Origin of the sequence: uncultured Aggregatibacter sp. (genome assembly GCF_938046485.1) — a bacterium.
Lineage (GTDB): Bacteria > Pseudomonadota > Gammaproteobacteria > Enterobacterales > Pasteurellaceae > Aggregatibacter.
On the sequence record NZ_CALIWN010000010.1, the window covers coordinates 1 to 18,856 of the forward strand.

At 42.5% G+C, this 18,856-nt stretch carries 18 protein-coding genes and 1 pseudogene; 13 read left to right on the forward strand and 6 right to left on the reverse strand.

Going from position 1 to position 18,856, the window contains the following annotated elements; genetic code table 11:
* Positions 1-87: 87 nt before the first annotated feature.
* Both Q0203_RS01220 and Q0203_RS01225 read right to left on the reverse strand, forming a co-directional pair.
* Entirely contained in the window at positions 88-675 is a 588-nt protein-coding gene (locus Q0203_RS01220) for an aminotransferase class IV family protein (RefSeq protein WP_297928973.1), read from the reverse strand.
* Between the two features lie 2 nt (positions 676-677).
* Positions 678-1,655 carry an aminodeoxychorismate synthase component I gene (locus tag Q0203_RS01225; RefSeq protein ID WP_297928975.1) on the reverse strand — a complete coding sequence of 326 codons (978 nt, stop codon included), beginning with the start codon at positions 1,653-1,655 and terminating at the stop codon, positions 678-680.
* A 94-nt stretch (positions 1,656-1,749) separates the two neighbouring features.
* Here Q0203_RS01225 and Q0203_RS01230 point away from each other — a divergent pair, with 94 nt between their 5' ends.
* The 10 genes and pseudogenes from Q0203_RS01230 to Q0203_RS01275 all read left to right on the forward strand — a co-directional run bounded on the left by Q0203_RS01230 (position 1,750) and on the right by Q0203_RS01275 (position 10,967).
* The gene (locus tag Q0203_RS01230; RefSeq protein WP_297928977.1) at positions 1,750-2,316 is read left to right on the forward strand and encodes an anthranilate synthase component II; all 567 of its coding nucleotides are present in this window, start codon (positions 1,750-1,752) and stop codon (positions 2,314-2,316) included.
* A gap of 152 nt (positions 2,317-2,468) precedes the next feature.
* Positions 2,469-3,413, forward strand: coding sequence for a 2-hydroxyacid dehydrogenase (locus tag Q0203_RS01235; RefSeq protein ID WP_297928979.1), 945 nt, complete (start codon positions 2,469-2,471; stop codon positions 3,411-3,413).
* A 91-nt stretch (positions 3,414-3,504) separates the two neighbouring features.
* On the forward strand, positions 3,505-5,433 hold the full coding sequence (locus tag Q0203_RS01240; RefSeq protein WP_297928980.1) for a TonB-dependent receptor: 1,929 nt from the start codon (positions 3,505-3,507) through the stop codon (positions 5,431-5,433).
* A gap of 66 nt (positions 5,434-5,499) precedes the next feature.
* Positions 5,500-6,306, forward strand: a complete 807-nt coding sequence (locus Q0203_RS01245) for a helical backbone metal receptor (protein WP_297928982.1) — start codon at positions 5,500-5,502, stop codon at positions 6,304-6,306.
* A gap of 404 nt (positions 6,307-6,710) precedes the next feature.
* A complete protein-coding gene (locus Q0203_RS01250; protein ID WP_297928983.1) occupies positions 6,711-7,688 on the forward strand; it encodes an iron ABC transporter permease in 978 nt (325 codons plus the stop codon).
* A gap of 4 nt (positions 7,689-7,692) precedes the next feature.
* Entirely contained in the window at positions 7,693-8,427 is a 735-nt protein-coding gene (locus Q0203_RS01255; RefSeq protein WP_297928985.1) for an ABC transporter ATP-binding protein, read from the forward strand.
* 27 nt (positions 8,428-8,454) lie between these two features.
* Positions 8,455-9,465 carry a CAP domain-containing protein gene (locus tag Q0203_RS01260; protein ID WP_297928987.1) on the forward strand — a complete coding sequence of 337 codons (1,011 nt, stop codon included), beginning with the start codon at positions 8,455-8,457 and terminating at the stop codon, positions 9,463-9,465.
* A gap of 110 nt (positions 9,466-9,575) precedes the next feature.
* A pseudogene (locus Q0203_RS09640) lies at positions 9,576-9,704 on the forward strand (NfeD family protein); the annotation flags it as partial.
* Between the two features lie 88 nt (positions 9,705-9,792).
* On the forward strand, positions 9,793-10,404 hold the full coding sequence (locus tag Q0203_RS01270; RefSeq protein WP_297928989.1) for an NAD(P)H-dependent oxidoreductase: 612 nt from the start codon (positions 9,793-9,795) through the stop codon (positions 10,402-10,404).
* Positions 10,404-10,967 carry a molecular chaperone gene (locus tag Q0203_RS01275; RefSeq protein ID WP_297928991.1) on the forward strand — a complete coding sequence of 188 codons (564 nt, stop codon included), beginning with the start codon at positions 10,404-10,406 and terminating at the stop codon, positions 10,965-10,967. Before Q0203_RS01270 ends, Q0203_RS01275 begins: the two co-directional genes overlap by 1 nt.
* On the opposite strand, the gene minC is transcribed toward Q0203_RS01275, so the two are convergent.
* Positions 10,968-11,630 carry a septum site-determining protein MinC gene (gene minC, locus Q0203_RS01280; protein WP_297928993.1) on the reverse strand — a complete coding sequence of 221 codons (663 nt, stop codon included), beginning with the start codon at positions 11,628-11,630 and terminating at the stop codon, positions 10,968-10,970.
* An 86-nt stretch (positions 11,631-11,716) separates the two neighbouring features.
* Between minC and Q0203_RS01285 the strand changes: the two genes are divergently transcribed.
* Positions 11,717-11,968: a YcgL domain-containing protein gene (locus tag Q0203_RS01285; protein ID WP_021616498.1), complete on the forward strand. Its 252-nt coding sequence runs from the start codon at positions 11,717-11,719 to the stop codon at positions 11,966-11,968.
* 131 nt (positions 11,969-12,099) lie between these two features.
* On the opposite strand, the gene mrcB is transcribed toward Q0203_RS01285, so the two are convergent.
* Genes mrcB through erpA form a run of 3 tightly spaced genes read right to left on the reverse strand, consistent with a single transcriptional unit; the run spans position 12,100 to position 15,193 of the window.
* Complete coding sequence (gene mrcB / locus Q0203_RS01290) at positions 12,100-14,457, reverse strand: penicillin-binding protein 1B (RefSeq protein WP_297928995.1); 2,358 nt, start codon at positions 14,455-14,457, stop codon at positions 12,100-12,102.
* Between the two features lie 30 nt (positions 14,458-14,487).
* Positions 14,488-14,850, reverse strand: a complete 363-nt coding sequence (locus Q0203_RS01295; protein WP_297928997.1) for a YacL family protein — start codon at positions 14,848-14,850, stop codon at positions 14,488-14,490.
* Position 14,851: 1 nt separating this feature from the next.
* A complete protein-coding gene (gene erpA, locus Q0203_RS01300) occupies positions 14,852-15,193 on the reverse strand; it encodes an iron-sulfur cluster insertion protein ErpA (RefSeq protein ID WP_021616501.1) in 342 nt (113 codons plus the stop codon).
* Positions 15,194-15,328: 135 nt separating this feature from the next.
* Here erpA and map point away from each other — a divergent pair, with 135 nt between their 5' ends.
* Positions 15,329-16,132 (forward strand): type I methionyl aminopeptidase, encoded by an 804-nt coding sequence (gene map / locus Q0203_RS01305; RefSeq protein ID WP_297928999.1) that lies wholly within the window; start codon positions 15,329-15,331, stop codon positions 16,130-16,132.
* Positions 16,133-16,198: 66 nt separating this feature from the next.
* Positions 16,199-18,790 carry a bifunctional uridylyltransferase/uridylyl-removing protein GlnD gene (glnD, locus tag Q0203_RS01310; protein ID WP_297929001.1) on the forward strand — a complete coding sequence of 864 codons (2,592 nt, stop codon included), beginning with the start codon at positions 16,199-16,201 and terminating at the stop codon, positions 18,788-18,790.
* Positions 18,791-18,856: the final 66 nt, after the last annotated feature.

The window sequence follows — 18,856 nt, forward strand, 5'->3', positions numbered from 1 at the left end:
ACGATTTACTAAAAAATAAACACGGTTGCCAGCTTTCACAAGCCCTTATAGGGGAGCCTAAAAACCGCACGTTTTACGTGCGGATTGTTATTCCAATCCATTCAACGCATTGATCAACCTGATTTCTTCAAACAAACTCAGATCCGTGGCTAAAATTGACCGCACTTTTATACGACCTTGGGCTAACAATGCCGCCCGTTGGGTGCCTTCAAGGAGTGGCGTGTCGGGGGTGAACCATTGTGTGCCTTGGCGGAAAATAAGGTTGCCGATAGTGCAATCGGTGACATATCCGTTTTTGATGATCATGATTTCATCGCAGTCGCCTTTTTGCGCGAGTAATTCGTTTAATAAAGTACGGTCAGCGTATTTCAAACCGTAGTCAATGTGGTCGCAGACAACCGGTTTAAAGGTACAACAATGTTTACGCTGGTAAGGAAAATAACGGCATTGAATTTGCTCTGCATTGTAATCGATTCGGCAACGAATCAGCGGTTTGGCAGCCAGTTCGAGCGGTACACGAATATGTTCGGCAAGCTGAAAAATGCGAGGAAAAACGACCGCACTTTGTTTGCAATAAAACGCCTGTAAGCTGCGTTCGTAGCGTTGTTGATGGCGTTCGATATTGCGGATCTTACTTTGTTCGATGGCAAGGGTTTCAAATAAAGGAAATTCCATGATTAAGCCCTCTGTAACGGCACATACACTTTTTGAATCAATTCTTGATATTCTTCCTGTGCGTCACTTTGAATGGTAATGCCCCCACCACTGCGGAAAACAAAGCCTTTTTCTGTGTCTTCAATAAAACGAATTGCCACCGCACTTTGTAATTTTTCCCCATCAAAAATACCGAATATACCGGTGTAATAGCCACGAGGTTGTTGTTCGGCCTGTTGAATAATGTGCACGGTTTTTTCTTTTGGGGCGCCACTGATCGATCCGGCGGGTAACAGTTTGGCAAGAAGAGAACCGATTTCTTTCTGCCAGTTTTCCGCCAATTCACCACGAATTTCGGAACTGGTTTGCAAAATGGCGCTATGTTCGGTTTGGATTTCTTCCACATAACGAAAACGTGTTACGTGAATATTTTTTGCCACTGTGGCTAAGTCATTTCGCATTAAATCCACGATGGTGTAATGTTCCCGCTGCTCTTTTTGATTGTTGAGCAAGGTTGCTTGGGCATGGGGAAGTGTTGCATCAATCGTGCCTTTCATCGGATAAGTGAAAATATGGTTGTCGTATAAATTGACAAAACATTCCGGTGAAAAACACACAAATTGATCTTTGAACAACAACTTGTATTTTGCCTGACTGTATTGGAAGAGTTGACGCAGTGAATAATGGGTTTCAATCGGTGTCGGATAAGTCAGATTCAGCAAATAGGAATTACCGAAGTGCTGTTCCTGTTGCACCAAAGCAAAGCCTTTTTGATACTCGGCAAACGCCATAGGCTGTTTATGTAAATAAAAAGGCGCTATCGGTAAATCTTCCCGCCAATTCACGTTGGTATAGTCTGGAAATTGGACGAAAATCCCTTGTTCAGCCATTTCATTTAACGGACACAATATCGGTTTTTGTTGCTCAAAATCGATTAAAAAGAAGAAGGGCGTTTTCGCTTCGCCAAATCGGTTTGCTTGTTGAATAAAATCTTGCCACATAACATTATCTCGTGAAAAAACGGCGAAAATTTTAGCTTAAATTGCCATAAAATTATATACTTCACCGCCTACTTAGCCCTCAGAGAAAGATGTTATGTCGTTACTGATCATCAATAATCACGATTCTTTTACGTTCAACTTAGTGGATCTCATCCGTCGTTTGGATGTGCCATTTCAAGTGGTCAATGTGGAAGAATTGGATTTAGATGCCGTGGGCAATTTTTCTCATTTATTGATTTCTCCCGGCCCGGATGTGCCGCGCGCTTATCCGCAATTATTTGAGTTGCTGGCACGTTATCAGCACAGTAAATCCATTTTGGGCGTGTGTTTAGGGCATCAAATGCTATGCGAATTTTTTGGCGCAGAATTACACAATCTTCCGTCCCCTCGTCATGGGCAAGCCAAGCGGTTGCAGTGTGTAGCGGAATCCCTTCTCTTTAAAAATATGCCACCAACCTTTCAAATCGGTTTATACCATTCTTGGGCGGTAAGTGAGCAGAATTTCCCAAGCGCATTACAAATTATCGCCCGTTGTGATGACAACATCATTATGGCCATGCAGCATAAAACGTTACCGATTTACGGGGTGCAATTTCACCCGGAATCCTATATTTCGGAATATGGTGAGCAAATTTTGCGAAATTGGTTGCTGGACTCTTAAGAATCGCCATCAAAGTGCGGTGCTTTTTCGCTGCATTTTTTAGATCGGGATCACACAAACCACAAAAATCCTTTCTCTCCCTTGTTTTTGCGCAAGGACTTCTTTAAGGTTAGACGCGATATTCAAACGTTGTGAAACTAAAGGAGTTTTTGATGAACATTGTTTTTCTCGATCGTACCAGTATTCCCGCAAGCCATGATATTCCACGCCCAAGCTTTCCACACACTTGGACGGAATATGACCGCACTTTGCCGGAGGAAACCTTTGAACGCACCAAAGACGCCGATATTGTGGTGACCAACAAAGTGGTGTTTGACCGAGAATTATTAAGCCGATTACCAAAATTAAAACTCATCGCCATTACGGCGACCGGTACCAACAACATTGATTTAGACGCTGCGAAAGACCTCGGCATTGCCGTAAAAAATGTGCCCGGTTATTCCAGTGTGGCCGTGCCGGAGCATGTCTTGGGCATGATTTTCTCATTAAAACATAGCTTTATTGGGTATCATCGCGATCAAGTGACCTCTGATCGTTGGGCCACCTGCGGACAGTTCTGCTACACCGATTACCCGATAACAGATGTGCGTGGCGCGACGTTAGGTGTATTTGGTAAGGGTTGCTTAGGCACAGAAGTGGGGCGTTTGGCGCAATTATTGGGCATGAACGTATTGTATGCGGAACACAAAGGGGCAAGCCATATTCGTGAAGGCTACACTGAATTTGAAACTGTATTGAAACAAGCGGATATTGTTACGCTGCATTGCCCGTTAACCGACACCACCAAAAATTTAATCAATGCTGAAACGTTGGCATTAATGAAACCGACGGCGTATCTCATCAATACCGGGCGAGGTCCATTGGTGGATGAAGCCGCATTATTAGACGCGTTAGAAAACGGCAAAATTGCCGGTGCTGCCTTGGATGTGTTGGTCAAAGAACCACCGGAAAAGGACAACCCATTAATTCAAGCGGCAAAACGTTTGCCGAATTTATTAATCACGCCGCATATTGCTTGGGCGAGTGATTCAGCAGTGACCACCTTAGTGAATAAAGTGGCACAAAATATTGAAGATTTTGTGGCGCACGGTAAGTAATTTTTGTTTCCTGTGCTATCATGTGGCGCCTGAAAAAAGGGCGCCATTTTTTATGGCAAATCGTATTTTTTAACTTAAAGAAACCTCTAAAATGAAAAAAAATCTCATCACAACTGCAATGTTATTTGCCCTTCCAACGATAGCATTCGCCAATGAAAACACAAAAACCGAATTAGCTCCGATTGTCGTTTATTCTGCGTATGCCACACCGGTAAATCAAGACCAAACCGCGTCTTCTGTGACAGTTTTAACGGAAAAAGATTTCGCTGCACGCAACGCTACGTATGTGAGTGATGTATTGAAAACCGTGCCAAGCCTTGCAGTAAGCACTTCAGGCGGTCGTGGTACATTGACCAACGTCTTTTTACGTGGTGCGGATGCAAACCACACTGCCGTGATTATTGATGGTGTAAAAGCCAATCCAGTTTCCGGCTACGGTTTTGATTTCGGTGGATTAGCTTTAAGCAACATCGAACGCATCGAAGTCTTACGCGGTGAGCAATCCACGCTTTGGGGAAGTGATGCAATGGGCGGTGTGATTTATATCACCACCAAAAAAGGCCTAGAAAAAGGCAAAACCTTCAATGTTGACTATGATTTTGGCACTGGATCTCACCGCACTGTTGATGGTTCATTAACCCTTTCAGGCTCAAACAACAATTTCTATTATGCTTTACATGGTGACAGCCACCACACCAAAGGTATTTCAGCACTCAGCAAAGACCGTTTTAACTACACGGCACAAGATGGCACAGCGGTCAGTACCGGTGGAGCAAGTGAGCGCGATAAATTCCACCGTGATAATACCTCTCTTCGTTTTGGCTATGACGATAACCAAAAAGGCTTTGATTTCTTAACTTCTCATAGCAGTCAAACAGCTAACTTTGATAACAGTACAACAGATGAAAAAGGTCATTACACTCGCACGCGTGATACCTTATTTAAATTAAGTGGTTTCTTAGGTAATGGCGATGAATTGCTTAAACATAAAGTTGGCGTAAGCCATATCAAAACTGACAGCGATACGGTTGGCTATGCCTCAGCTTACGATGCGAAAAAACTCAATGCGAATTATCAATTAGATGTGAATTTCGATCGTGAAGGCACCATCACGCAAGGTTTAAGTTTCTTAACAGACTATCAAAAAACAGATTTTAACTCGTCCTATTTCAATAATGCGGGTAATAAAAAGCTTATTGAGAAAAGCGTCGCGGCAGAATATCGCCTATTACACGATGCGGATCATAGTTTGAATGTGAGTGGTCGTTACACTGATAGCTCTGAATACGAAAATTCATGGACAGGCCGTATTGCCGGGGCTTATCGCTTACATAACAATGTGAAAGCACATGCAAGCATTGGTTCAGCAATTCAAAATCCGACAATTACGGAATATTACGGCTATAACGCACGCTATATCGGCAACCCAAATTTACAACCGGAAAAAAGCGTAGGGGGCGATGTTGGTTTCTTATTTGAAACAGATGATCACCGCCATAGCGTTGATATCACTTATTTCACGCGTAACGTGAAAAATGCGATTAGTAGCGAAGTGATTAATTCCGTCACCTATGCAAGCCGTGCCGTCAATCTTGATGGGAAGAGCAAGGTTAAAGGTCTTGAAGTGGCTTACAATGGTAAAATCACCGATGTATTAACCGCTTATGCGAACTATACATATACCCAAACCCGAGACAGCAAAGGGATTGAATTGGCACGCCGTCCGAAACATTTAGCCAACACAGGCTTAGCCCATCAGATTACTGAAAAATTGGGCGCAGATGTGAATTTGTCTTACACCGGCAAACGTATGGATACCTACTATTCACCAAGCTACAGTACACATAAAGTGAAATTGCCATCTTATACCTTGGCAAACGTAGGCGTGAATTACAAAGTGACGGAGAGTTTGACGGTTTACGCAAACCTCAACAACGTATTCAATAAAAAATACGAAAACGTTCTTGGTTACGGCCAAGAAGGGCGTAATGTTTACGTTGGCTTGAAAGGATCGTTCTAATCATAAGGCGGGCTTTGGTCCGCCGAATTTTTTTATTGTGGCGGGCTGAAAACCCGCTTTCGTTATATGAAAAAAACATCCTTTATTTTCACCGCACTTTTTCTTTCCCTTTCTGCACACGCTGAGCAATTTGTTTCGCTCACCTTGTGCAGCGACCGACTGCTTGCGGAAATTGCCCGTCCGGAACAAATCGCGGCGATGTCACCTTACTCTCAAAACCCGCGCATGATGCTGGATAAAATTAATCGAGACAAACCTATCCTTGAACCGCAACTGACCGCATTGTTGTCTTATTTGGATAAAACGCTGTTGATTAATGAAACCTTTTATCCGCAATTGGTCGCCGATTTAAAACGCCTTGGTGCAAAAATTGTACCGATTAATGACAGCCCGCAAACGCCAGAAGCATTGTTTGATTTGATGTTACAACTGGGCAAACTCACCGGCAATGAAGCCCACGCGGAACAGTTGGTGGAAAAATTAAAATCACAAAAGACCAAACTGGATGTGACATTGACCGATACGCTAATGTTGTCGGAAACCGGCGTAGTAGAGCCCATTTTCCCGCAATATAACGTGTTGTTAGCATTGCTTGGGTTAGTGCCGTTAAAATACCCATTGACCCCACAAAATTTTTCATTGGAAAAAGTGTTGCTTGTCCAACCTAACTGGTTGATCGAAATTACCGATCAACAAAGCTATAACGAGCAGGCAGAATTGCTTGACCATCCGTTGCTAAAAAAACACTTTGAAAATCGACCGCACTTTCGCATTCCGATGAAATATACTTATTGCTTTGATCACGGCGTGTGGCAGGGGGCGGAGAGGATTTATCAACAATGGAGGTCATGGAATTCGATAAATCATTTCTGAATGAGACAAATCTCCCTTGAATGAGACAAATCTCCCTTGAATGAGACAAATCTCCCCTAGCCCCTCTTTACTAAAGAGGGGGATTTTCTTTAGTAAATTAACCCCAGATGGCATATTTACCGTTTTTGTGTGTGAATGATTAAAATAAAACATCAGACTGATAAATTATCGATACAACAGTCCCCCTTTAGTAAAGAGGGGAATTTCATTATTGAATGAACCCAAGATGGCAAATTTACAATTTTTATGTATGAATGATTAAAATGAAAGACACCAGAATGATAAATTATCGATACAATAGTCCCCCTCTTTAGTAAAGAGGGGCTAGAGGAGATTTAACAAAGTGAAAACGAAGAACATATCAAATGAACAAATGATATTGGGATTGCATAGGAAATAGCGCCTTGACAAAAACACAAAAATTAAACACCGCACTTTTCTCATTCTTGCTACTGATAACAGGCATTGCCCTTTATCATCAACTCGGTGATTTTGCGCAGCTTAAAAATGCGGATGGGGTACTGACCGATATGCGTTCGCTTGTACTGTGGGATGTCCGTGTGCCGCGCATTGGTTTAGCGATTTTAACCGGTGCCAGCCTTGCCCTTGCAGGGAATGCCATGCAGGGTATCTTCCAAAATCCATTGGCAAGTCCCGGTTTGCTCGGCAGTAGTGCCGGAGCGACAGCGGCCAGTGTGCTGATTCTTTACTATTTTTCTGTGCCATTTACGGTATTGCTATTTGGCGGTGTTGCGGGGGCATTAGCGAGTTTTTTATTGGTGTATGCCATTGCCAAAAATCATGGAACGACCATGATGATCCTCAGCGGCTTGGCGGTGAATATGTTGCTTGGCGCCGCCATTGCGTTGTTGTTATCTAACGCCGAAAGCCCTTGGGCGCTAGCAGAGCTTTATCGTTGGTTGCAAGGCTCATTGGTGTGGGCGAAGCTTGACACTTTGGTGATTTCACTGCTGATTGTCTTGTTTGGTTTAGTTTGTTTATACCGCGAACGTCGTTATGTGGATTTACTCAGTTTCGGTGAAGAGACTGCCGGCACCATGGGGATCGATCCAAAACGCAGTTTTTTTATCACCACCTTTGGCGTTGCGTTGCTCGTCGGCGCAACCATTCCGCAAACGGGTGCCATCGGTTTTATCGGTTTAATCGCACCGCACTTTGCACGAATTTTATTGAAGCAACGCCCATCACAACTTTACATAACAAGTGCCTTATTTGGGGCTTTATTGCTGCTAATTGCGGATCTTTGTGTGCAATATGTGCCGTTTTTCTCTCACATTTACATCGGCACGCTCACGGCAATTATCGGCGCCCCGTGTTTAATTTGGATTTTATTGACGGAACAACGGCGATTGGTAAGGTAACTTTATGATTAAAATCGAGAATCTCTCCCAACCTTACGGCTTAAAAGACATTAACTGTACTATTTCAAAGGGCAAATTGGTCGGCATTATGGGGGCTAATGGTGCGGGCAAATCGACGTTGCTAAAAACCATCGCCGGTATTTTGCCTATCAAAAGCGGTGAAATTTGGTTCAATGACAACAGATTAACCACCATGAGCGCTGCACAAAAAAGCCAACAGTTGGCGTACCTTGCACAAAACACGGAAATTCACTGGGATTTATCTGTGTATGATGTTATCGCGTTGGGGTTACCGAATCCGCTTCATCGAGCCAAAGAACAAGAAAAAGTGCGGTCGATTTCAGAAACGTTTTCCGTTTCACATTTATTAGAAAAATCTTTTCGCCAACTTTCCGGCGGCGAAAAAGCTCGCGTACAACTTGCTCGTTGTTGTATCAAAAACGCCCCTTTATTGCTTGCTGATGAACCCATTGCCGCCCTCGATCCGTTTTATCAAATCGATATGATGGAACAACTGAAATCCCTTACGCCTAGCCACACCTGCGTGGTGGCAATCCATCACCTTTCTTTAGCCTATAAATTCTGTGACGAAGTGATTTTATTGAATCAAGGAAAAATCATTGCGAGCGGAGAAACGACAAGCGTATTAACGGCTGAACATTTGGCAAACGCGTTTCATATTCATGCGGATATTAATCAAGAAAACAAAGTATTGGATAACATCACTAAATTAGTATAATAGCGTGCTTTTTAAGACAAGAGAGAGATGATGAAATTTTTATTTATTCTTTTATATTTTTCTTTTATTTCGGCTTTCGTATCTGCTGAAGTTGGGAAAACGTATTCACTTCGTTCCAGTGAATTTACTTACCGAAATGAAGGCGAAAAAGAGAAAGCCGAAAGCCAAGCATTAAAAATGTTGCAAAAAAGCTATCAACGTTTTCCGGATGTGGATAACTGTTATGCCGGCAAGGTGACGGAATTAGAGAAAAGACGGGCGTTGAAAGAACTCAATTTAATTCGTCAAGCTCACGGTTTAGAAGCCGTAGGCTATGATGAGACAAAAGATCGTTTTACCACGGCCTCGGCATTAATTTCATCGGCAAATCGGTTATTGGATCATTATCCTTCTTCTCGCTTGAAATGTTATTCGAAAGACGGATATGAAGGAAGTCGCCATAGCAATATGCATTTAACTTCTGATTATATTGTGTTTCTACCGGAGAATTTTGCCGAAAAAGTCATTGATGAATTAATTATTGACGATAATGTGTTTTCATTAGGCCACCGATTATGGTTTTTAGATCCTTTTTTAGGAGATATTTCCTATGGACGTGTTACTCATGTTGATAATCATCAGCGTGTGGCCGATGCGGTAAGTATTTATATTAGCAATACAAGACAAAATATTATAAATACCAAAGTCGATTATATTGCTTATCCGGATAAAAACTACCCTTCAAATTGGTTTACTTTAGATTGGTTTCTTCATTTTTCGGTCATTGCGGATAGATCTTCCAGAGAAAAGAATATTACTTCGGTAAATTATGCCAATGCGAGTGTTTCTGTCAGATCAGCAGATGGAAGAACGATGCGTGTGCATAGCATAAAATATACAGATCCTAATAAAGATAAAGACTATATGGGATTAGGGAATCATATTCAATGGCGTGTTGATGGTCTTCAAAAAAATAAAAAATATTCTGTTAAAATTAAGAATGTGATGATCAATGGAACAGCAAAAGATTATGAGTATTGGTTTAATATCACAGATTAATTTAGAGAATATTTATGATTGAATGGTTAATTAGTTTCAAGTTTTTTTCCTGGCTTATTCACTGGGATATTTTACGCTACCTGATTCATTGGAATGAGTGGCATTGGTTTATGTTAGGCAGTGTTTTACTTGTCGCAGAAATCGCCGTGCCCGGGATGTTTTTATTATGGTGGGGACTTGCGGTAGCGGTGATTGCCGGGGTGATGAAATTGATTTTACCGATTCCTCTTTTTGTTCTTGTGTCAATTTATATTGCGATCATTCTTGTTTTAAAATAACGCATTATTCAGCCAGTTTGATTAAATGCGATAAAATTTAAGGAATAAAATGAAACATTTGATTATTTTTGCTCACCCAAATTCACAGAGTTTTAACCGCACTTTAGTGGAGGAAGTCATAAAAGCGACCCGGCAAATCGGTGTGGAAGCAGTGATTCGTGATCTGTATACATTAGATTTTAATCCGGTGTTATCTTGGTCTGAATTGAGTGCAACAATGGATGGCATTGTGCCGGCTGAGATTAAGTTTGAGCAAAAATTGATTGCAGAAGCCGAATTAATTACCTTTATCTACCCACTTTGGTGGATGGGATTCCCGGCAATATTAAAAGGGTATTTAGATCGTGTGTTAAGTTACGGCTTTGCCTACAAAAATGAAAATGGTGCGTCTGTTGGTTTGCTGGGAAATAAAAAAGTACAGCATTTTATTACCATGGGAAATAGCATAGAAAAATATCAACGACTGGCTTTTGATAAAGCCTTGCAATCTTGTTTGGTTGATGGATTGTTTAATTTTTGCGGAATAACAGACATCCGACATGAGTTTTTTGGCAATATTCATTTATTAGATGAGGTGGGGTATCAGTCAGTTTTAACCTCCGTCTTTGAAAAAACATTGGAAAATTTGACCGCACTTTTGCCTTCTGAGAGTGAAAATTAATGCAAGAGAAAATTCAATTAAATCATTTTTCTTTAATTAGCCGATTGTTTGGAAATTTATTTTATCGCCAGCCAACAGATAATATTCTTTCTGGCGTATTTACATGGTTACAACAACACCAATTATCTGAAGTGTGGCCATTAACGGAAGATGTAGAAAGTCAACAAGCCTTAGATGCATTACAAATGCCGATAGATTTAACGCTTTTGGAGAAAGAATACCAAAAGTTATTGGGTGAGAAAGGCGCGGTGGCAACGCAAATTTCTGCTTATGATATTTCAGTGGCGGATTTTGAAAACTTTCGTCAAGAACGTAATTTACCGCCAAGTGATAACCTTGATCATTTTGCCATGTTGCTTTTAACGGCCTCATGGTTGGAAGACAATGCCGATTCATTATCCGCGCAACAGGACTTGTTTGAACAGTTTTTATTGCCTTGTGCAGCGAAGTTTTTAAACAAGGTGGAACAATCGGCAGGACTGCCATTTTATCGTGCGTTAGCGTATCTTACACGCGAGATATTATCCGCTATGGCAGATGAATTGGAGTCTGTTGACTTGTAATTAGAAAGGATGAAAACTCAACTGATCCTTTTCGGCAAAAATCCTGACGGAACGATATAAAAATTCCGTTGGGATTTTTTCTTTATAGAGAAAACGGCTGTTGACGGCGATAAATTCCGCATCTAAATATTGTGTATAAATCGCACCGGAACTGCTGTTGACACCTGCCATGGCACGTCCTAATAATTCGCCATAAATATGGATATTGCCGTCTGCAGCAACTTCAGCACCTTGTTCCACATCGCCATGAATAATCAAATCACTGTTTTTCGCATAAATAACCTGTTTGTCGATAACATTATGCGGCACAATTTTTGTGGGTAAATCGCGTGGTTCCGGAAGGATTTCAGAGAGGTTATTAATATTGCCAAGAATGGAGAGGTTGGCAGCAAGAATGAGCTCTCTTTGCAGATGATTTTGCCAATCTGCCACGCCAATAAGACGAATTTTATATTCTGCCAATAAGTCTTTTAATGCGATAAGATTGACTTTTTCCAGCATCGGATTGAACTGCAAAATCACCTCAATATTTTTAAATAATGATGGTGAGGTTTTGTTTTTCTTTGCCAATGCACGCTTAATGGCAGTCAAGCTTGAACTATTAATACTGATAAATACCGCAGAAAATTGACCTGTTCGTAGTTCGATAATATCTTGAGCCATAAGCAAAATTCCAATGAAAAGAGTTGCTTAATGATAATGAATTATTGCAAAATCGGCAACTTCAACCTAATTAAGGAATCCGATTTATGCTCTGTGCCATTTATAAAAGCCCAAAAGAACCGGGCATGTATCTTTATATTGAAAAACGCGATCAATTTGATGCGCTACCTGACGCATTGTTAACGGCTTTTGGCAAACCGATTTTTGTGATGTTGTTTAATCTTGCTGGCAGCAAACCGTTAGTCAATGCGGATAAAACGGAAGTGTTGCAGCAAATTAAAGAAAAAGGCTTTTACTTACAAACGCCGAAAAAAGACGATTGGTTGTTTCGTCTATAACGGTTTGAGTTTAGTGAGTTTTTCATTCTATTGATGAATAGTTAAAAACACCATAAAAAATGACCGCACTTATCTCCTCAAGTGCGGTCGTTTTGTTAGGTGTTTTTATTCTGCGTGTAGCCGTCCATTTTTTATTCACCTTCTTTTAGCACATCCCATACGCTTTCTTGTTTTACCGGTGTTGTCGGTGCTTGCGTTGCTGTATTACTGATCATGGAGCCGGTTTGTGCGAGTGGACTTTGTTGGCAGAATGATTGATTTCTGTCTGCCCAAACAGGGATCGTGCGTGAGCTGCTGCAATCCCAACCGCCGTAGGCATTAATTCCGATCCACTTGATGCTTTGTGGTTTGTTTAATTTTAATGGGCGAATAGCCGCACGTTGTAAATAGGCCTTATAGACTTGTAACGCACCGCTAGCACCGGTGAGTTTCGTTTCACCGTTATCGTCTCGACCAAGCCAAATGGTGACAACGTTTTCGCCATCAATTCCCACAAACCAAGTATCGCGCGCATCGTTAGTAGTACCGGTTTTACCGGCTAAGTGTAAATGGGCGTAATCCGGTTGCAAACTGTGAGCGGTGCCACGATCAACCACTTGTTGCATAGCAAAGAGGGTTTGGAAGGCGGCTTCAGGTGGCGCAACTTGTTTGGGTTCGAGATCATGCTCATAAATCACATTGCCTTGTCTATCCGCAATACTACTGATCGTGCTGAGCGGAATGCTGGCGCCTTCGTTGGCGATAGTTTGATAAAGCTTGGTCACGTCATAAGGCGAAATGGCATAGGAACCCAGCAACATTGACGGGACTTTCGGAATCGTGACTTTATCCCAACCCATGGCTTGTTGCATGGAAATCACTTTGGTTAACCCCAGCTTCATGCCGATGTTGACCGTTGGGATATTCAACGAGCGTACTAATGCATCCATCAGCATGACGGAACCGCTGTATCGGCGGTCGTAATTGCGCGGTTGCCAAGGTGGGCTGCCTTTTACATTGATGGTAATTGGTTGGTTGTTAATCGGTGTGTTTAACCGAAATTGATCCGGATATATAAGTGCGGTCAAATAAATGGACGGTTTTACCAACGAGCCGATTTGGCGTTTAGCCGATAAGGCGCGGTTGAACCCGGCAAATTGCGTTTGCAGCCCGCCCACAATGGCGCGCACCTCACCGGTTTGATAATCGGCAACCACCATGGCGGATTCCAAAAACGGATTCTTATGTTTGAGCTGTAAATCGGATACGGCACTGATTACCGCTTGTTCAGCCTGATCTTGTTGTTTGATGTCTAACGTAGAAAAAATGCGCGCACCCAGTAAATTTTCAGTTTTCCCTTCGCCAAGTTGGTGGCGTAATTCGGTTTGTAAGGTTTGGATAAATGCCGGGTATTTACGGCTAATTTTCCCTTTTTCTTGCACACCGAGCGGGCGTTGGCTTAATAGTTGATAGAGTTCATCACCGATAATTTTATGTTCCAACATCAAATGCAACACCACATTGCGGCGTTCAAGGGCGTAATTGGGATTTCGCCATGGGTTATAGAGGGAAGGGCCTTTGACCATGCCCACTAATAACGCAATTTGATCTAAACTGATTTCCCGCACGGAACGCCCGAAATAAAACTGGCTGGCCAATTCAAAACCATGAATTTGGTTGTCGCCGTTCTGCCCGAGGTAAATTTCGTTTAAGTAGGTTTCTAAGATACGGTTTTTGTCATAACGCCAATCGAGAATTAACGCCATCAAGGCTTCGTTAATTTTACGGGTGAAGGTACGCTCGTTACTTAAAAATAAGTTTTTCACTAGTTGTTGGGTTAGCGTACTGCCGCCTTGTACCGTTTGCCCTGCTTGGATATTGGTGATCATGGCACGTAAGATGCCAAGTGGGCTGATACCATCATGTTGAAAGAAACGACGATCTTCCGTCAGTAATAAGGCATCAATGAGTAAGCGCGGGTATTGTTGCAAAGAAATTGCAAGACGTTCTTCTTTGTCTGATTGCAAAATGGCGATCAGCTTTGGCGCCAAGCGAAATTCATCAATGGCTTTAACATTAATCAGATCTTCAATGACTGCCAGTTTATCGTTTTCAAAACGCAGGCGAAAAACCCGCTGTGCCTCAGGTGTGTCGGGAAAAGGGAATGCACGACGCAATAAGACGATCGTGTTATTTTCAATTTTAAAATCGCCCGGTGCGGCAATCAAGGTGGTTTGGCGATATTCATTTTCTAAGAGAAGTTGCTTGATTTGCTCAAAACTGAGTTGATCACTCACCCGAATGCTTTCAATTCGGCTATACACTTCTGCCGGCAAACGCCAAATTTGTCCGTCCATTTTGCTGCGAATTTGCCAATCCAAATAAGCGGAATAAGAAAACAGCATACAAAAAAAAGTGAATGCGATTTTTAACAGCTGAATTGTCCAAGATCTTCTGGATTTTATCGGTGGCTGTTCAGTCGAAGTCTGTTGCTCTTTTGTTGTTGCCATGTGCGTTACCGTTTGGGCTGAATGTTGGGATTAGGCGCGGATAAAATCCAAGTAAGAGTGTAAAAAATGGGCAAAATCTTCAATGCCACAAAAGGCGATACTTTCATCATCGTAATAATAAAAACCGTCTTCCAACGTGTCCGGATTCTCAATGGCGAGATTATTTGCCTTCGCCATCACCTCATCCGCGTTAATGTATAAGCTGTATTCGGCACCGGTTAACACGACATCCGCCGCATGGGGGGCGGGTAAGTTTTGTAAATGAAAAAGTGCGGTGGAAATCAGTTGTGGGTTTGACCGCACTTCGATGTTAAACCAGTTGGCAAAGGCTTCGTGCTCCATGGAGCACTTCGCGACAGTGTTGCCTTGATGGGAGGTAAACTGAAAATCCATATTAGATGCTGAAAGAGGATCCGCAACCGCAAGTGGATGAGGCATTCGGGTTATTCACCACAAAACGTGAACCTTCCAAGCCTTCGGTATAGTCAATGGTGCCGCCGATTAAATATTGTAGGCTCATCGGATCGATAACTAATTGCACGCCGGCATTTTCTACGGTTAAGTCGCCTTCATTGACTTTTTCGTCAAAGGTAAAGCCGTATTGGAAGCCGCTACAACCGCCGCCAGTAATATAGACGCGCAATTTAAGTGCTGGGTTTTCTTCTTCGGTAATTAAAGACTTCACTTTTTGTGCCGCAGCATCAGTAAAGGTTAACGGAACGGATATCTCTGTCATATTGTGTAATTCCCCACGATTTATTTGAGCGCGTATTATCCAATAACCGACTAGTCCATTCAAGAATTTATCAAGGATTTTTCTCTGTCACAGTGCTATAATTCCGCTCATTAATTTTTAAATAGGGAGATAAACATGAGTATTCCATTAAGAACGGAAGAGGAAATTGTTAAATTACGCGAAGCTTGCAAACTGGCATCCGACGTGTTGGTGATGATTGAACCTTATGTAAAAGAGGGCGTTACCACCGGAGAATTGGATCGCATTTGTCACGATTATATGGTGAACGTGCAAAAAGTTATTCCAGCTTGCTTGAATTATCACGGTTTCCCGAAAGCGACTTGCATTTCCATTAACGAAGTGGTTTGTCATGGCATCCCAAGTTTTGATAAGCATCTGAAAAATGGCGATATTGTGAATATTGATGTCACGGTGATAAAAGACGGTTATTTTGGAGATAACTCGAAAATGTATATTGTTGGCGAAACCAATTTACGCAGTAAAAAACTGGTGGAAGCCGCACAAGAAGCCCTTTATGTCGGTCTGCGTACGGTTAAACCGGGCATTCGTTTAAATGAAATCGGTAGAGCCGTACAAAAATATACGGAATCTCAAACTTTTAGTGTGGTGCGCGAATATTGCGGCCATGGCATTGGGACGGAATTCCACTGCGAACCACAGGTGTTGCACTATTATGCGGACGATGGCGGCGTGGGGTTAAAACCGGGCATGGTATTCACCATTGAGCCAATGATTAACGCCGGTAAAAAAGAAGTGCGTTTAATGGGCGATGGCTGGACGGTGAAAACCAAAGACCGTAGCCATTCTGCACAATTTGAGCACCAAATTGTGGTCACAGAAAACGGCTGTGAAGTGATGACCATCCGTGACGAAGAGATTGCCGAAGGGCGCATCCAACGAGTTATGGTGAATGTTTAATTAACCGAAATCCGCTGCGTTTCCCGTGGCGGATTTTTTCTATTTCCCGCTTTTGCAAGGCAAACTATGCTTTTTCCTTACGATACCCAAGCCGAGCTCACACCAAGTGCGGTCAAAATTCAGAGAGAAAATTTAAAACAGTTTGAACTGGCGAATTTTGACAAAATAGCCATCGATCAACTGATTGCCAATCGTACTGCATTTTATGATCAATTCCTTTTGCACTTGTGGCGCCATTTTCAATTTGCTGACAATCCCACATTAAGTCTGATTGCCGTGGGCGGTTACGGGCGGCAGGAAATGTTTCCGCTTTCCGATTTAGATATTTTGATTTTAACCGAGCAAGTTCCAACCGAGGCGTTACAGGAAACGCTCGGTCAATTCGTGCAATTTTTATGGGATTGTGGTTTTAACGTTGGGCAGAGCATCCGTACCCTTGCCGAATGCCAAACGGAAGGCATGGCGGATATCACGGTGGCGACAAATTTATTGGAGGCGCGTTATTTAATCGGCAATCAAGTGTTATTCAAACAGTTGGTCGCATTGGTGCAACAACCGACTTTTTGGTCAAAAACCGATTTCTGTCAGGCAAAGATTCAAGAAAAAAATGAGCGTTATCAACGTTATAACAATACGTCTTACAATCTTGAACCCGACATTAAATACAGTCCGGGCGGCTTGCGGGATTTGCATTTGTTGTATTGGATTGCCCTTCGCCACAACGGGGCGAAAAATTTGCAAGAAATTTTACAAGCGGGATTTATTCACCCGGCGGAGTATGCTTTGTTGCTGAAAAGCCAACAATTTCTGTTTAAAGTGCGGTATGCATTGCATTTAATCTTGAAGCGTTATGACAACCGCCTCTTATTTGATCGTCAATTAAAAGTCAGCGAATTGTTAGGATTCCAAGGCGAAGGCAATCAAGGCGTGGAAGCCATGATGAAGCAATTTTTTCAGGCGTTACATTCCATTTCATTGCTGAGCGAATTACTGGTCAAGCATTATCAGGAGCATTTTTTAACCCCACATGAAGTGGTGAACGAGCAAGTGCTTGATGTGAATTTCAGTTTGATAAATCAATCCATTTGTTTGCGCCATCGCCAATGCTTTGAACAACAGCCGGAAAGCATCCTCGATCTTTTCTATTATTTAACGCAATATCCGCAAGCGGAGATCCATTCCTCCGTATTACGTGAGCTGTATTTGGCGCTAGAGCAACGGCAAGGCTATTTATGCGATTTACCGACGGCACGAGAAAAATTTATTCGGTTGTTTAATCAGCCTAATGCCATCCAACGCGCATTTTTCCCCATGCACCAATATGGTGTGCTGACCGCTTATTTACCGCAATGGGGCAATATTGTCGGCTTAATGCAGTTTGATTTGTTCCATTGTTACACCGTGGATGAGCATATTCTGCGCGTGATGTTAAAACTAGAAAGTTTTTTAGCGGAAGCGTCGGCGCAAAATCACCCGATTTGCCATCAAATAATGCATCAAATTTCTGACCGCACTTTATTGTATATTGCCGCCTTATTTCATGACATTGCGAAAGGACGTGGCGGCGCGCATGAATTGCTGGGGGCGGAAGATATACGCGAGTTTGCCGCACTGCATGGCTTCGACCAACGCGAAACAGAAACCATGGCATGGCTGGTAGAACAGCATTTGTTGATGTCGGTGACGGCACAACGACGGGATATTCATGATCCGGAAATTGTGTTGAGCTTTGCCGAGCGGGTGCGTAATCAGGTGCGCTTAGATTATTTAACCTGTCTCACCATCGCCGACATTGTGGCGACCAATGAAACCTTATGGAACAGCTGGAAGCGTTCTTTATTAGCGACCTTATATGATTACACCACGCAACAATTTACTCAAGGACTGGCAACCTTGTTGGATAATCAAGCAAAAGCCGAAGAGCATCGCCGCTTAGCGTTATTAGAAATACGTGAAAAAAACACCGCACTTTCTGAGCCGCAAATTGAAAAGCTATGGCAACGTTATCCATTGGATTATTTTTTACGTAATTCGCCACAGCAAATCAGCTGGCACACGCAACTGCTTGCTGAGTTTCGCGGTGATGTGTTGGTAAAAGTGAGCAATCGGTTTTCCGCTGGCGGTACGGAAATTTTTATTTATACCAATGACCGCCCGAACCTGTTTAATAAAGTGGTGAGTACCATCGGAGCGAAAAAACTCAGCATTCACGATGCGCAAATTATTACCACGCAAGACGGCTATGTGTTGGACAGTTTTATTGTGACTGAACTGGATGGCGCTGAGTTGCCATTTGATCGTCGTCGTATGTTGGAAGGCGCGTTGACGAAAAGCCTAACGTCAGAAACGGTGAATAAACAACGACTACGCGAAAAACACCATTTGGCTCATTTCCATGTGAAAACCGACGTGCGTTTTTTGAATCTTGAGAAAACCGATCAAACTGAAATGGAATTGTTTGCACTGGATCAGGCCGGTTTGTTGGCGGATGTGAGTGCTGTGTTCTGCGACTTAGAGCTGAATTTACTCAATGCTAAAATCACCACCGTTGGTGAAAAAGCAGAGGACTTCTTTATTTTAACGAATAAATTCGGCCGTGCCTTGGACGAGTCGGAGAGAGCCACGTTATTGACGCGTTTGTTGCAAATTTTAAATTAGTGTTTAAACATAAAAGTGATCTGCACCCCAAAACCTGGACACCTAATTTGAGGTGCAGATTATGTC